Here is a 14,917-nt window from a genome sequence, read left to right on the forward strand (position 1 = left end):
ATGAACCAGTTCCTGCGTTTCCTGGTGCTGTCCGGCCTCGGCTGGCTGTGCGACTTCGCCACTTTTGCCCTGCTGTCGCAGGGTTTCGGGATGTCGCCGTTCGCGGCCAATGTCGTGTCGTCGTACGTGGGCGTCACGTTCGTCTGGTTCACCTCGCTGAAGACGGTGTTCTACCGCAGCGGGTCGCGCCAGGCCCTGGCCATGTACTGGACCTACCAGCTGGTGTCGATCATGGCTTACTCGCAATTGCTCCAGGCGGTGGCGGGCGCGCTGGCCGGCGTGCTGGCAACGACCGACCTGCCCGTGGCGCTGCGCAGCGCCGGCGGCCTCGCCGCCAAGATCCTGGTCACCCCCCTGAACCTGATAAGCAACTTCCTTTTCATGAAATTCCTGACGCGCTCGATGCGCCCGCGATGATATGGCCGACCAGCGAATCCTCGTTTTCATTCCCGCCTACCGCTGCGCCAGCCAGGTCACGCGCGTACTGGACCAGTTCGACGACAGCGTACGGCGCTGGGTCGATACCGTGATCGTCGTCGACAACCGTTCGCCGGACAATACCCTCGACGCGGCCATCGGGCACGCCCGCGCGCGGCTGCCGTCGCTGCGCTTCATCGGCTGGCGCAACGACGACAACTACGGCCTGGGCGGTTCGCACAAGGCCGCCTTCCGCTACGCCATCGAGCAGGGCTTCGATTACCTGGTGGTGCTGCATGGCGACGACCAGGCCGATATCCGCGACCTGGTGCCCGAGCTGGAACGGGGCAGCCACCGCGAAGTCGATTGCCTGATGGGCGCGCGCTTCATGCCGGGCAGCCGGCTGATCGGCTATTCCTTCGTGCGCACGCTGGGCAACCGCGTCTACAACCTGCTGTTCTCGGCGGTGGCCGGGCGCCGCATCTACGACCTGGGTTCGGGGCTGAACATGTACCGGCTCGCGGCCTTCCAGGATTTCTATTACAAGACCTACCCGGACGACCTCACCTTCAACTACGTGATGCTGCTGGGCAGTTACCATGCGGGCCAGCGGGTGCGCTTCTTCCCGATCAGCTGGCGCGAGGAAGACCAGGTATCGAACGTGCGGCTGTTCCGCCAGGCGTTCAAGGTCCTGTCGCTGCTGGGCGGCTTCATGGTGCGCCGCGGCGCGTTCCTGCGTGAACCGCTGCGGGCCAGGCCGTTCGAGCGCTACAGCGGCCAGATCGTGTACCAGCAAGAGGCTCGGCAAGAAGCAACGCACGATCCGGCGCAGCAGGATTCAGCGCGGCAATGACACGCGCGGTGCGCATCTACCTGGCGCTGCTGGCCACGCTGGTGGCCGGCTGGCTCCTGCTGCGCGCCGATGCGCTGTCGGAAGCCGTGGCCCGCACCGAGCTGGCGGTGCTGACGGCGGTGACCGCGCTGTACATGGCTTCGCACCTGTTCCGCATGCTGCGGCTGGCCCTGCTGTCGCTGGAAGAACGCGACCAGGCCTTCGAGCTGGCGGCGGCGCACGCGCTGACGGCCTTCCCCAGCAGCTTCCTGCCGTTCAAGGCGGGCGAGCTGCTGCGCCTGGCCGCGCTGGCCTTCGTATACCGCCGCAAGCGCAAGGCGCTGGCGCTGTGGGCGGCCGAACGCTTCGGCGACATCGCCGTGCTCAGCACCGTCATCCTCGGCATGTACCTGTTCGATGTGAACGTGCCCGACACCATGCGCACGGTCTTCGTGCTGTTCCTGGTGGTCGGACTGGCCGCGCTGTTCGTGCTGTTCGCGGTGGCCAAGACCTTCGTCTACCTGAACCGCCACCTGGTGCTGGTCAGCCACAGCCGCCACGGCTTGCAGCTGCTGCGCATCAGCCACGCGGTACGGCAGATGGAAATGGATATCTACCGCTGCCTGGATGGCCGCATCACCGCCTTCCTGCTGCTGTCCGCGCTGATCTGGCTGCTGGAGATCGGTGCCCTGGCCCTGTTCATCCGCGTCATCGATGGGATGAACAATGGTGTCGCCTCGGGCGACGAAGCGTTCGGTGCCATCTTCGCCTCCGGCCTGCTGGCTTCCCTGCCGGGCAAGGACTTGAGCGAATTCGGCCTGTACCAGTCGCTGGCGCTGGTGTTGCTGACCGTGATCTTCGCGGGTGCCGTGATCCTCGCCAGCCGCCTGAAATCGATGAAAGGCTGACATGCCCTCCCCTTCCCCGAACTTGCTGTTGATCCTCGACGACCGCGAACTGACCGATGGCGAACTGCTTTCGCTGGTCGGGTGCCGCCACTACGGCGACATCATCGTGCGCCGCCAGCCGCTGGCGGATCACTTCCGTGCAGCCCTGCCCGCGTGGGCGCGCCACGCGCTGGTGCACCTGCGCGACGACGGCGACCTGCCCGCCCTGCGCGCCCGGCTGGAAGCCAGCGACGACGAATGCGCCGTGTGCGTGATCGCCGGCCGGGCCGGCTTTCCCGACCCGGACCGCCTGGCCATGCTGGTCGAACGGCTGCCCTATGCGGAAGAGGATTTCACCGACCGGCCCTACAAGCCGCTGCTGCTGTTCCTGCGCCACGCGCACCAGCTGCTGGAATACTGGCCGGCGTTCGCGGCCGGCCCGGTGCATGGCTGGGAACAGGGCTGGCGCGACGCGCAACGCGTGCAATCGCTGCAGCCGCTGGACATCTCGACCATGCGCGGCTTCCTGTCGCTGACCACCGGCGCAACGGCCGCGCGCCACTTCAACCAGGTCGATATCGACACGTATTTCTATACCAAGAGCTCGACCGACCAGGCCAAGATGAAGGCCGAGTACCTGTTCCATTCGCTGGTGCCGGAAGAGATGCGGCCCTGGCTGATCCAGCCCTTCGGCTACGAGGAAGGCAACGGCCGCGCCTCGTACCGGATGATGCGCTACTACCTGGCCGACGTGGCCCTGCAATGGGTACACGATGCCTTTGACGCGGAAAGCTTCCAGGCCTTCGTGGAACGTCTGCTGTTCTTCATCGCCAGCCGGCCGCGCCAGCCCTGTTCCGCCGCCGAGTCGGCGCAGGCCGCGCGCAGCCTGTTCGTCGACAAGGTGGAACAGCGCGCCAGGCAATTCCTCGCCATGCCGGAAGGCCGCCGCATCGATGCGCTGGCCGCCGCGGGCACGCCGGAGCTGGCGCTGGAACGCCAGCTGGAACGCTACCTGCGGCTGTATCGCAAACACGAGCGCCAGTTCCAGTGCGACCACATGGCCATCGGCCACGGCGACCCGTGCTTCTCCAACGTGCTGTACGACCAGCAGCGCTACCTGATGAAGCTGATCGACCCGAAGGGCGCGCTCAGCGCCGGCGAATTATGGACCCACCCGATGTATGACCTGTGCAAGATCTCGCACAGCGTGCTGGGCGACTATGATTTCATCAACAACAGCCAGTACCGGGTCGGCTTCACGGACGACAACGCGCTGCGCCTTCACCTCAACCTGGGCGGCCAGGCCGCGCTGAAGCCGCTCTTCACCCGCCACCTGCGCACGCAGGGCTACGACCCGCGCATCGTGCGGCTGGGCGAGGCGTCGCTGTTCCTGTCCATGCTGCCGCTGCATATCGATGTACCGAATAAAGTGCTGGCCTTCCTGCTGAAGGCGCACGCGATCCTGAACGAGGTGGAACATGACGACTGAAATTTCCCACGATGACGCGATGCTGGTGGTCGACATCGACGGCACCCTTTGCGACATCAAGACGGCCGATCAATCCTATGCGGACCTGGTGCCGCGGGCCGACATGCTGGCCAAGCTGCGCGAATACCAGCAACGGGGCTACCGCATCATGCTGTACACGTCGCGCAACATGAAGACGCACAACCACAATCTGGGCCTGATCAACAAGCACACCGCCCCCGTGCTGCTCGACTGGCTGGCCCGCTGGGACGTGCCGTACGACGAAATCCTGTTCGGCAAGCCCTGGCCGCGCAGCAAGGGCTTCTACATCGACGACCGGGCCGTCCGTCCCGATGAATTCCTGCGCCTGTCCGAGCAGGAAATCCACCAGTTGCTGGGACACGAGTGAGGCCGGTACCGATGCAGAACATTGTCATCACGATGGCGGGCCGCGGCTCGCGCTTCTACGACGCCGGCTACACGGTGCCGAAATACGAGATCATGGCGCACGGGCGCAGCCTGTTCGACTGGTCGATGCTGTCGCTCCAGCAGTTCCTGGAACAGCCGGCGCGGCTGATCTTCGTCTGCCTGAAGGAGAACGATTCGGGCGCCTACGTGCGCGAACGCTGCGCGGCCCTGGGCCTGGCGGACGTGCATGTGCTGGAACTCGACGCGGTGACGGATGGCCAGGCCACCAGCGCCTGGCTGTCGCGCGACCTGTGGCAGGCCGACGCGCCGCTGCTGATCTACAACATCGACACCTATGTGGAACCGCGCGCGCTGGCGCCGGCCGATATCCGCCCGGGATCGGATGGCTGGGTACCCTGCTTCCAGGTGCCGGGCGATCACTGGAGTTTCGTGCGGCTCGGCGAGGATGGCTGGGCAACCGACCTGGCCGAGAAGGAGCGCATCGCGGACTTCGCCTCGATCGGCCTGTACTGGTTCGCCCGCGCGGCCGACTATGCCAGCGCCTACGAGCGCTTCTTCGCCGATCCCGCCAACCTGGTGCGGGGCGAACGCTATGTCGCGCCCCTCTACAAGCAGTTGCTGCGCGACGGCGGGCGCATTTCGATCGCCGACCTCGATCCGGCAACGGTGCATGTGCTGGGCACGCCGGCGGAGTTGCAGGCGTTCCTGGAGTGGGCGCCGGAAGGGCTGTAAGCGGGCAATTCGAGGCGGGTACTGTCCGCCTTTCGAAAAAAAATGCCGGCATTGCGCCGGCATTTTATTTTCAGATCGGGTATTCCCGGCGAGCTTACTGCTGCCGCCGGAAGAACCCCGCCACCTGCTCGATATCGGACCGGCTCAGCACGCCCGCGGCATTGCGCAGGCGCAGCGTGGCCAGCAGGTAGGTGTAGCGCGCCTGGGCCAGGTCGCGCTGGGTGGTGGTCAGCTGCTGCTGCGCGGTCAGCAGGTCGAGGTTGATGCGTTCGCCGCCCTTGATGCTTTGCGTGGTGGCGTTGAGCAGCGCCTGGCTCGAGCTGACGGCATTGTTCAGCGCTTCGATGCGCGTAACGCTGCTGACGACCTGGCTGTGCGCCTTGCGCAGCTCCACCAGCACCTTGTCGGTGCGCACTTCGAGGTCGGCCTTGGCCCGTTCGAAGCCCGCCACCGCCTGGCGGCCCTGCGCGGACACGGCGCCGCCGGAATACAGCGGCACGGTCAGCTGCACGCCGACCGCCTTGTTGTTGGTGTCCTGGTTCAGCGTGTTGATGGTTTCCGAATCGGCCTTGCTGTAGGAAGCCACCAGGTCGAGGCGCGGCAGGTGGCCGGCGCGCGCCTTGTTGATTTCCTGGCGCGACACCTCGGTGGCCAGCTTGCCGGCCTTGACGTCGGCATTGTTCTGCAAGGCGATCGCCTTCCAGTCCTCGTAGGTGGCGGGGCTCAGCGGCAGGAAGCGGAAGTCCGCGTTCAGCTCATCGAGGTTGCCCACCTCCGTGCCGACGATCTCTTCCAGCGTATTGCGCATGATCGTGACCTGGTCTTCGGCCTCCAGCACGGCGGCCTGCGCCACGTCCAGGCGCGCCTGGGTTTCCAGCATGTCGGTGCGGGTACCCTGGCCGGCCTGGAACATGCGGCGGTTGACGGTGCTCTGTTCGGCATACATGTCGCGCTGGGCCTTGGCCAGGCGCAGCTGGTCGCGCGCCAGCAGCGCATCGAAATACGCGCCGGCCACGCGGATCGCTACCTCGCCGGTGCGCACGTCGAAGATCGCCTCGCTCATCTCCGACTGTGCCCTGCCCTGCTTGTAGCGGGCCAGGCCATCCATGTTGATCAGCGGCTGGCGCAGCGAGATCGAATGGGACTTGCTGAGGTAGCGCGGGTTGTCGGTGGTTTCGCGCCCGTTCGGCTGGCGGGTCGTGCGGTCCAGCAGGTTGCGGTTCACCGACGAGTTGGCGGACACCGACGGCAGCAGGGCCGAACGGCCCAGCACGCGGTTTTCCTTGCCGGACTCGTTCTCGTAGAAGGCCACCCGGTAAGTGGGATCGTTGCGCAGCGCGGCATCGTAGGCATCCTGGAACGACAGCGCCTGGGCGCCGCCGGCACAGGCCAGCAGCGCGGCGCCGGCCAGCAGTTTCAGGTTCAGTTTCAGCTTCAAATCAAGGATTCGGCTCACGCTCATCATTCCTCGCTCATCGACAACTTGGCACGGTCCGTCAGCGGCTTGAGCAGGTAGCTCATCATCGAGCGCTCGCCCGTCTTCACGAACAGGTCCACCGGCATGCCCGGCTGGACCACCAGCTTTTTCTCGGCGATCAGCTTCTGGCCTTCCGGCGTGACCTTGGCGCGCACCTTGTAGTACGGCTGGCCGGTATGTTCATCGACGGTGCGGTCGGCCGACACGTTGATCACTTCGCCAGGGAGATGCGGCGTCTTGGTGGTGTTGAACGCGGAGAAGATCAGCTCCACCGGCAGGCCGGCATGCACCTTGTCGACCAGGTTGACCGGCAGTTGCCCTTCCACCACCATGGCGTCGCCGCTCGGCACGATATCCATCATGCGGAAGCCCGAGGCCACCACGCCGCCTTCGGTGAACACGGCGAGGTTGACGACGATGCCGCTGACCGGCGCCTTCACCTCGACATTGCGCAGCTCGTAGTCGTTGGCCGCCAGGCGGGCGCCCTGCGCATCGGCTTCGCGCTGGATGTTCGACAGTTCGGTGCGCACTTCCTTCTGGTAGTCCTGGCGGCGCTGGATGGCGCGCAGGCGGTATTCCATGATCTGGCTCTGGTAGCGGCCGATGTTGCCGTCGTCTTCGGAAATCTGGCCGCCGACCTGGATGTACATGCGCTCCAGTTCCAGCAGGCGATTGCGCGCCACGAAGCCTTCCTTGGCCAGGTCGCGCATGCCCACCAGCTGTTCCTGGATCGACGCGAGCTGGGCTTTCTTGCTCTTGCGTGCTTCCTGCAGGCCGTTGACCTGCGCCTGCAGGCCGCGGATGGTTTCCTCGATGGCGCTCAGCTCACTGTTCAGGCTGCCCTGGCGGGAAGTGAACAGCTGCCGCTGCACTTCCATGTTCGTCGCGGCGCGCAGGTCGCTGGCGTTGTCGAGCAGGTCTTTCGGGTAGGTGATGGACTTGGCGCCGTCGCGCTCGGCGAGCAGGCGCGCCTCGGCGGCGCGCGCCGCGTAGTACTGCGTACGCGTGGTTTCGGCCTGGGACTTGACCTGCACTTCGTTCATGCGCACCAGCACCTGGCCTTCCTTGACCACGTCGCCATCCTTGACGAGGATTTCCTGCACGACGCCGCCGGTCAGGTGCTGCACCGCCTTGCGGTTCGATTCCTTGGCCACGTAGCCGGACATCGGCACGCCCCGGTCCAGGGGCGCGAAAATCGCCCACAGCAAAAAGCCGCCGAAGCCGATCAGCACGACCAGCCAGCCGATCCGGCTGAACGAGCGCGCGTCGGTATCCACCTCGAGCGGAGTCACATCATGAGCGACGACGTCGCTCGCGTTCTTGGTAATGAGTTTCATGCTGTTCAAACGGTAGAGGTTGTCGGTTGCGCCGGGGCCGCCGCCAGGCGGTTCTGCGCCGCCTGCTTCTGGTTCGCCTCGTTCAGCGAGGCGATGACCTGGCTGGTCGGGCCGAACGACTGGGCCATGCCGTCGCGCAGCAGCAGCAGCTTGTTCGTCACGCTCAGCACGCTGGTGCGGTGGGTGACCAGCACGATGGTCTTGCCGTGCTGCCGCAGGTCGTTGATGGCCGTCACCAGGGCCGCTTCGCCCACGTCGTCCAGGTTCGAGTTGGGTTCGTCGAGCACGATCAGCGACGGGTCGCCATACATCGCACGTGCCAGGCCCAGCCGCTGGCGCTGCCCGCCGGACAAACCGGCGCCGGCTTCGCCCAGCACGGTATCGTAGCCTTTCGGCAGGTGCAGGATCATGTCGTGGACGCCGGCGCGCTTGGCCGCCTCCACCACCTTGGCCGGGTCGACTTCGCCGAAGCGGGCGATATTGTCGCTGACGGTGCCGCCGAACAGTTCCACGTCCTGCGGCAGGTAGCCGATATGCGGGCCCAGTTCGCCCTTGTTCCAGGTATAGATGTCGGCGCCATCGAGGCGCACCTTGCCCATGGCGGCCGGCCACACGCCCACCAGCAGGCGCGCCAGGGTCGACTTGCCGGAGCCGCTGGCGCCGATGATGCCCACCACGTCGCCGGCCATGATGGCGAACGACAGGTTCTTGATCACGGCAACCTGCGAACCCGGCGGCGCGGCGGTGACCGCTTCGACCGTCACGCTGCCTGCCGGCTTGGGCAGCGGCATGCCGGCCGGGCGTTCCGGATTGTCTTCCAGCAGCTTCAACAGGCGGGTGTATGCGCTGCGGGTGCTGCTCCAGCTCTTCCACACGCCGATCACCTGCTGCACCGGCGCCAGTGCACGGCCCACCAGGATCGACGCGGCGATCATCATGCCGGGCGTGATGTGGTTTTCCAGCACGAGCAGCGCGCCCATGCCGAGGATCAGCGACTGCAGCGACGACTGGAAGAACTTGGTGATCGAGCCGATGACGCCGGCCTTCTGGCTGGCATCGGCCTGCAGCATCAGGAACTTGCCATGCAGCTTGAACCAGCGGTCCATCAGGCTCGGCAACATGCCCATCGATTCGATGACTTCGGCATTGCGCAGGTTGTTCGAGGCCAGGTTGTTGGCGGCGATCGACGTGGTGCCGGCTTCTTCCAGCGGCTTGCGCGTGACGCGTTCGTTCACATAGGCCAGCGTGATCAGGATGGCGGTACCGCACAGCGCGAACAAGCCCAGCTGCCAGTCGAACAGGAAGATCACGATCAGGTAGATGGGGAACCACGGCGCATCGAAGAAGGCAAACAGCGCATTACCGGTGAGGAACTGCCGCAGCGTGGTCAGGTCCATCAGGGCCTGGGAGGGATTGCCGCCCGAGCGGCGCAGGTTCTGTTCGAACGAGGCCGTGTAGACACGCTTGTTCAGCGTCATGTCGAACTTGGCGCCCACGCGGATCAGCACGAAGCTGCGCACGATTTCCAGGCCGGCCACCAGTGCGAAGGCACCCAGCATCAGCAGGGTCAGCATCAGCAGCGTAACTTCGTTGCGGCTCGACAGCACGCGGTCGTAGACCTGCAACATGTAGATGGACGGGACCAGCATCAGCAGGTTGCTGATGGCGCTGAAGGTGCCGACGGTGAAGAAGGTGGACTTGAATTGCGCAAGGACCCGTTCGATCTCGTTCTTGGCACTGGGTAGTTTGATTTTCATTGGCGTGGGGACGATGCGACGAAAGACTGGCTTGTAAGCGACAAGCAATATTGCCGCGGTTTTACAGATCGCACATTATCGCTTAAAACATGTAAAAAATGTGACCTGGATCACAAATTTTCACGGATATCGTCGCCGCCGACATGCAAGTCGTTGTTTGTCGGTAAGGAAGAAGGGCATCGGAACCGGACTTACGGGTGTCGCTGCCGACAGTACCGCGAAGGCGGTTCGGGTGGGCTGCACGATGTGGGCTGCACGATGCGGGCTGCACGATGCGGGCTGCACGATGCGGGCTGCACGATGCGGGCAGCCCAGGTCACGCGCGGCCATGCTGCGGCTGCGCGCGAAAGGCGGGTCACCGCAGGCCGGCAAAGCTGATCGTATCACCCATTTGCGCCGCGGCCTGCTCCGCAGGGGCCTGCGCGGCCGCCGGCTTGCGATCGTTCGACTGCATCAGGGGACCATCCTGCAAGTTGACCATCGACAATAAGTGGGCATACACCAGTCGCATTGCACCCGATTTCACCAGTTCCTGCAAGGTTTCAGGTGCACATTCCGCCAGTTTTTGCGTGTCGACCATGCGCAGGCCTTCCAGCGCGAACGGCTTGCCGTTCTTGGGCTGGCCCTTCAGCGAGCGCTCGACCAGCAGGCCGGCGGCATCGATCTGCTGGACCAGCTTTTCCGTGGCAACCGTGTCGCGCTGCAGCGTCATCAGCAGTTTCTGCACGCCTTGCAGCAGCTCGGTAGGTTCGCCGGCCGGATTGAACAGCGGCGCCCCTGCCAGCCCGGCCAGGTGCGGTGCCGCGCTGTCGAACATCACGGTAAAGGCCCGTTCGCCACCCTCGCCTCCCGGCGTGGCACTGTCGGACAGCATGAACGGATAGCGGCGCACATGGACGGGGATGTAGCGCGCGGTCCACACGCCGTCGGGTGTCACGTAGGCGTTCATATCCTGCCGCACGCCGAGCAGGGCCATCGGCAAGGCGTTGGCGGACCGGCTGAACACGATCGGATAATCGCGGGCGACCTGCGCCACTTCGCCGGCCATGATGGGGCACACCATCAGGCCGGCGGCGAAATGATAGGGCTGGTCCGGCGCCAGGCGCAGCGCGCGGTGCTGGATACGGTCCAGTGCTTTGAGTTCCTTGAACATGGTCGCTCCTTGAGGTTGTTGTCCTGCAAATGAAAAAAGGCTGCGCCCGGGGGCACAGCCTTTGCAGGGAACCGGAGTTCCCTGGTTTTACGCTACAACTTAAGCGAAGCGGAAGTTCTCGTTCGACAGATCGGCTGGAGCCACGCCGTTCAGGATGATCTCGAAGTCCAGGTTGTCGTTCGAGGTCACCACGGTGTTGCCGGCGCCGTCATCAGCGATGTTCAGATCGGCCAGGCCGTCCACGCCCAGACCCGACAGGTCCAGGATCGACAGGGTCTGCAGATCGGTCACGCCGAAGGCGTCGAAGCCGGTGATGATCCAGTCTTCGGTGTCGGCAACTGCGTCGACCGTGAACTTGAACGTCGTGATGTGGCTGTCGGTACCAGCGGTCGTTTCGGTGAAGTCCAGACCGTAGCCGTTGACCGTCACGATGGTGTTGCGGTCCACGCTGTCAGCCAGGGCCACGTCGATGACGTCCAGGGCTGCCGTTACGCGGCCAACGAAACCACCGAAGTTGATGTCGCTCAGCACGTTGGTCACGGTACCCACGTCCACGCTGTCAACACCGCCGGCATCGCCTGCTGCGCCTTGATCGCCACCGCCGGTGACAACCAGGGAACGAGCGTACACGGAGTCGGCTTCGTACGCGCCATCTTCACGCTGACGGCCGTCCTGGTCCAGCAGGTCGAAGTCGAAGGTGTAGGCTTCGTCGAACGTACCGGCGCTGCCCAGGTCCAGCGAGATCGTGCGGTAGTTCTGCACGCGGATTTCGGCGGCGCCGAACGCGGTGTCCACGTCGGTGTCGACAGCGGTATCCAGGTCACGGAACTGCAGGTTCAGGCTGTTGGCCGACGATTCGCCTTCAGCGGAGAACGTCAGGTTGTCGCCAGCAACGTCGCCCTGCACGTCGGTGTTGATGCGGATCGGCTCTTGGCCGTTCAGCTCGATCAGTTCCAGATCGCCGGTCGTGCTTTCGATGTCGTACAGCGTGACACCGGAAACATTGGTTGCGTCGAACTCGCCGTCAGCCGTCACGAAACGAACCGTTTCGAAGGCGCTGATGCCGGTGTTTTCGCTGGTGTCCAGACCGCCGCCGGTGAAGGTCACGCGGTCAGCCGTGCCAGCCGTGCCGGTCAGGGTCACGGTTTCGCCGCCGGTCAGGTCAACTGCGGTCACCAGGCCGGAAGCCAGCGACAGGTCCAGGTCGCCGGTCAGGGCAGCACCCGTCACCACCAGGTCACCGATGCTGTTGACGTTCGACGCGTCGAAGTTCGCTGCGTCGGTGATGGCCAGCGTCAGGTTCTGCGTGCCGGTCAGGTTGAACGTGTTGACCAGTTTCGCATCGACGTCGCCGATGAAGTTGGCCGTATCACGGGCACCGTTCGACACGATGTTCAGCGTGCGGACAGCGCTCAGGTTGTTGGCGGCAGCTGCATCGACCAGCAGGCGGTTGACCGTCAGTTCACCGGTCGAACGTGCGGTGTTCGACAGGGTCACGGTCAGTGCAGCACCTTCTGCGCCCAGCACGTGCACTTCGCCGAAGGCTTGGTCAGCGTTGCTCTGCAGAGCTTGACGGGTCTGGTTCTTGCCCGAGATTTCCACAGCGGCAGCCGTTTCCAGATCGGTGAAGACCGTGTTGACCACGCCTTCGGTAGCAACGACAGCGCGCGTCACGCCGACCATGCTGGTGAAGTCATGTTCGGTGTTCGCCGTGGCTTCGACTTCGTACGTGGCGAAGTTGGTGAAGCCTTCGAAGGTGTTCTGAGCGTTGGTACCATGGCTGCGTGCAACAGCGATGGTGTTGCTGCCCGTGCCGCCGTCAACGACGACGTTGCTTGCCGTTTCCACGGAGATGTTCAGGCGGTCGTCGCCGGCGCCCAGCTTGGCATCCAGTGCGAAGTCGGAATCTTCCGACAGGGCATCATCCACAACGATCGTGTAGTTGTCGGCGCCAGCACCACCTTCGTAGGTGAACTGCACTTCGCCCGAAGCAGCGGCCAGGTAACGGTCGACGCTTTCGCCGGTCAGGACCACGCCGATGTTCAGCTTGCCTTCGAAGCCCTTGTTCAGCACTTGACGCACGTCGGTCAGGCCGGCGACAACGCGCTCGTCCAGACGGTCCGTGTCGCTACCGACAGCCAGGTTGCCCTTGGCGCCGATGCTGGTCAGGTTGACGGTTTCCAGGTGACGGTCGCCGGCGCCGAAATCTTCGCGCGATTCAGCGGCGGTCAGCCAGCTGCTGCGGTCGACGGACACGTTGAAGGTTGCCACGCCGCCATCAGCCATCGAGCCGATATCCAGCGAGCCACCCTGGGCGGTACGGCCCACGGCATCCAGCACCACGTCGGTTTCGATCGGCAGGTCGGTTTGCACTGCTGCGCCGACTTGCTGGTTCCATGCCAGGTTACCGCCCGAAGGAACAATGTTGTCCACCCAGGTGTAGCCCACGGCTTCGAACGAGCGGCCTTGCGCGTCGGTCATCGTGATGGTGTTGTTGGCGTTCACTGCAGCGGTCACGCCAGCCAGAGCGGCGTTGGCGGTCAGGGCTGCTTCCAGAGCGGCTTCGAACTCAACGTAGGTCTTGGCGGTGCCGATGGCTTCCGACGTCACGGTGAACTGCACGCCACCCAGCTTGAAGACCACGCCGTTGACCGGGAAGTTGGCCAGTTGAGCGGTCGGGTTGGCGTTGTCCACCAGGGTCAGCGTCAGGGTCGAATCGCCGGCGCTGCTGCGGCCGTCGGCCAGTTGTGCCGGGTCGAAGTACACGTTCAGGCCAGCGGCCGGGTCGGTCTGGCGCATGCCGAAGGTCAGTTCTTCCGGCAGTTGGCGCACGTCTTCGATCTGCAGGCCGGTACGGCTGTTGTCGGACCAGTACTGGGTCACGCCAGCCATCAGTTCAGCGTCGATGTTGGAGCCGTTCACGCCGCCTTCGGTGAAGTACTGCGAACGGAAGTTCACGACTTCAACGCCATTGGTGATCGCGGAGATTGCCGGAGCCTGGCCAACGCCACCGTCCGTACCTTGCGGGTTGGTCAGCACTGCGTTCAGCGTGTCCACGCCTGCGCCGCCCTGGATCGAGTCGCCGGTTTCCAGCGTGTTGACCAGTTCACCGTTCTGGTTCTGCACGACCGGTGCCGAGAACACGTTGTCTTGTGCGTTGCCGGAGACCTTGTCGATGCCGTCGGTCAGCGTGAACGACGTGTTGCCGCCGTCGGTGCCTTCAACCAGCTGTTCCAGCACGGTGTTGATCTGGGTCTGGGTGTTGGCCGGGGTCGACGCGCCGGTCACCGATGCCATCAGGTCACGGGCAGCTTCGATCGCTGCGGCGCCCTGGTAGGCTTCGAATTCGTCGGCGGTGTCGATCGAGGTGGTGAAGGCGCCAGCGACAGCGACTTTGGCTTTGATCAGAGCGGCGTCAGCCTTGCCCTGGTCGGTGGTGTTGCTTGCGGTTGCGTCAGCGATGGCCAGCGATGCGTCAGCGCGGCTCAGGCCGCCGCCTTCGATTGCGTTGACCCAGAACTTCAGGCCGTCCGTGTCAGGAGCACGGTTCAGCAGGTTTTCATAGATTGCGCGAACGAACGACAGGGTCGAGCCCGTGCCGTACAGGTCGGCCGACTCTTGCGAGCCGCTGAAGGTGTTGACCAGGGCTTTGATACCTGCGTTGTCACGTGCCGCAACGTTCAGTTCTGCCAGCGTGGTCGGCGCGCCCAGGGCTTCCAGTTGCTTGGAGAAGTTGTCCAGGCCGATCGGGTCAGCAGGACGGCCGAAGTACGATACGTAGAGGGTTTGTACGAGCGGGTAGTAATCGGCAACAGCCATGATTCTTCCTTTTAAAGGTAAACAAAATTTAACCAGGTTTCCTGCGTTCTGAACCGGGACTTGCCCGGGGCCATCAGCGGAACTTGGAGTATATTGCCACAACCTCACCCCGGCGTTGTGACGGCCATCACAAAGTTCGAGCTTTTCACAATATTTCTCGATGAAGGTCGAGACTTTGATCAAACTTTTGTTTGCGCATTCGCATCACCACGCTTGAATAAGGAGGCGCGCGAGATTATATGCGAGTTGTTGAATCGTGTTGGGTTTGTGTTACAAAGATTAAATAATTCAACCATGGTGGCTGTGCATTATTAGCGTGACAGCAACACCGGCACGGTACGCGGAGCGTCTGGCGGGGGTTTTCCAATGCCTGCCGCAGTGCGTCGCCTGGCCATCGCTCCTGTCGCCGTGATTTCGCGGCCATGGCGTGGCACATCAGGCTGCATCGTCCAGTACATGGCCAGCTGGCTCACGCCTGTGCCCGCAGCGCGCAGCGCCGCCCTATCGCTGCAAGCCATTGCTCGGGAAGCCTGTGATTCAATTCCTGCGCGCAAAAAAAATGCCCCGCTTGGCGGGGCATTCAGGTTGGCTGCGCGCCGTCCGGCAAGG

At 64.2% G+C, this 14,917-nt stretch carries 11 protein-coding genes; 6 read left to right on the forward strand and 5 right to left on the reverse strand.

Annotation, left to right across the window (positions count from 1 at the left end):
• The 6 genes from OU994_RS27945 to OU994_RS27970 are packed head-to-tail and all read left to right on the forward strand — an operon-like array spanning position 1 to position 4,765.
• Entirely contained in the window at positions 1–417 is a 417-nt protein-coding gene (locus OU994_RS27945) for a GtrA family protein (protein ID WP_281608560.1), read from the forward strand.
• Position 418: 1 nt separating this feature from the next.
• Positions 419–1,270: a glycosyltransferase family 2 protein gene (locus tag OU994_RS27950; RefSeq protein ID WP_281608561.1), complete on the forward strand. Its 852-nt coding sequence runs from the start codon at positions 419–421 to the stop codon at positions 1,268–1,270.
• Positions 1,267–2,157, forward strand: coding sequence for a lysylphosphatidylglycerol synthase domain-containing protein (locus OU994_RS27955; protein WP_131144091.1), 891 nt, complete (start codon positions 1,267–1,269; stop codon positions 2,155–2,157). Before OU994_RS27950 ends, OU994_RS27955 begins: the two co-directional genes overlap by 4 nt.
• 1 nt (position 2,158) lies before the next feature.
• The gene (locus tag OU994_RS27960; protein WP_281608562.1) at positions 2,159–3,625 is read left to right on the forward strand and encodes a hypothetical protein; all 1,467 of its coding nucleotides are present in this window, start codon (positions 2,159–2,161) and stop codon (positions 3,623–3,625) included.
• Entirely contained in the window at positions 3,615–4,013 is a 399-nt protein-coding gene (locus OU994_RS27965; RefSeq protein WP_281608563.1) for a capsular biosynthesis protein, read from the forward strand. The genes OU994_RS27960 and OU994_RS27965 overlap by 11 nt, the downstream gene beginning before the upstream one ends.
• An 11-nt stretch (positions 4,014–4,024) precedes the next feature.
• Complete coding sequence (locus OU994_RS27970) at positions 4,025–4,765, forward strand: glycosyltransferase family 2 protein (RefSeq protein WP_281608564.1); 741 nt, start codon at positions 4,025–4,027, stop codon at positions 4,763–4,765.
• A gap of 94 nt (positions 4,766–4,859) precedes the next feature.
• Here OU994_RS27970 and OU994_RS27975 read toward each other — a convergent pair whose 3' ends face one another.
• The 5 genes from OU994_RS27975 to OU994_RS27995 all read right to left on the reverse strand — a co-directional run bounded on the left by OU994_RS27975 (position 4,860) and on the right by OU994_RS27995 (position 14,491).
• The gene (locus tag OU994_RS27975) at positions 4,860–6,221 is read right to left on the reverse strand and encodes a TolC family outer membrane protein (RefSeq protein ID WP_281608565.1); all 1,362 of its coding nucleotides are present in this window, start codon (positions 6,219–6,221) and stop codon (positions 4,860–4,862) included.
• Between the two features lie 5 nt (positions 6,222–6,226).
• Positions 6,227–7,579 (reverse strand): HlyD family type I secretion periplasmic adaptor subunit, encoded by a 1,353-nt coding sequence (locus OU994_RS27980; protein WP_131144088.1) that lies wholly within the window; start codon positions 7,577–7,579, stop codon positions 6,227–6,229.
• A 5-nt stretch (positions 7,580–7,584) separates the two neighbouring features.
• Positions 7,585–9,336, reverse strand: coding sequence for a type I secretion system permease/ATPase (locus OU994_RS27985; RefSeq protein ID WP_281608566.1), 1,752 nt, complete (start codon positions 9,334–9,336; stop codon positions 7,585–7,587).
• Between the two features lie 355 nt (positions 9,337–9,691).
• The gene (locus OU994_RS27990) at positions 9,692–10,489 is read right to left on the reverse strand and encodes a SapC family protein (RefSeq protein ID WP_281608567.1); all 798 of its coding nucleotides are present in this window, start codon (positions 10,487–10,489) and stop codon (positions 9,692–9,694) included.
• 99 nt (positions 10,490–10,588) lie between these two features.
• Positions 10,589–14,491 carry a DUF4214 domain-containing protein gene (locus tag OU994_RS27995; protein WP_281608568.1) on the reverse strand — a complete coding sequence of 1,301 codons (3,903 nt, stop codon included), beginning with the start codon at positions 14,489–14,491 and terminating at the stop codon, positions 10,589–10,591.
• Positions 14,492–14,917 lie beyond the last annotated feature (426 nt).

Source organism: Pseudoduganella sp. SL102 (assembly GCF_027856995.1).
Taxonomy (GTDB): domain Bacteria; phylum Pseudomonadota; class Gammaproteobacteria; order Burkholderiales; family Burkholderiaceae_D; genus Rugamonas; species Rugamonas albidiflava.

Excerpts from the sequence above, each read along its gene's own strand:
- OU994_RS27985 (WP_281608566.1), bottom strand. The coding sequence starts at position 9,336 with ATGAAAATCAAACTACCCAGTGCCAAGAACGAGATCGAACGGGTCCTT.
- OU994_RS27960 (WP_281608562.1), top strand. The coding sequence starts at position 2,159 with ATGCCCTCCCCTTCCCCGAACTTGCTGTTGATCCTCGACGACCGCGAA.
- OU994_RS27980 (WP_131144088.1), bottom strand. The coding sequence starts at position 7,579 with ATGAAACTCATTACCAAGAACGCGAGCGACGTCGTCGCTCATGATGTG.
- OU994_RS27990 (WP_281608567.1), bottom strand. The coding sequence starts at position 10,489 with ATGTTCAAGGAACTCAAAGCACTGGACCGTATCCAGCACCGCGCGCTG.
- OU994_RS27945 (WP_281608560.1), top strand. The coding sequence starts at position 1 with ATGAACCAGTTCCTGCGTTTCCTGGTGCTGTCCGGCCTCGGCTGGCTG.
- OU994_RS27950 (WP_281608561.1), top strand. The coding sequence starts at position 419 with ATGGCCGACCAGCGAATCCTCGTTTTCATTCCCGCCTACCGCTGCGCC.
- OU994_RS27955 (WP_131144091.1), top strand. The coding sequence starts at position 1,267 with ATGACACGCGCGGTGCGCATCTACCTGGCGCTGCTGGCCACGCTGGTG.
- OU994_RS27970 (WP_281608564.1), top strand. The coding sequence starts at position 4,025 with ATGCAGAACATTGTCATCACGATGGCGGGCCGCGGCTCGCGCTTCTAC.
- OU994_RS27965 (WP_281608563.1), top strand. The coding sequence starts at position 3,615 with ATGACGACTGAAATTTCCCACGATGACGCGATGCTGGTGGTCGACATC.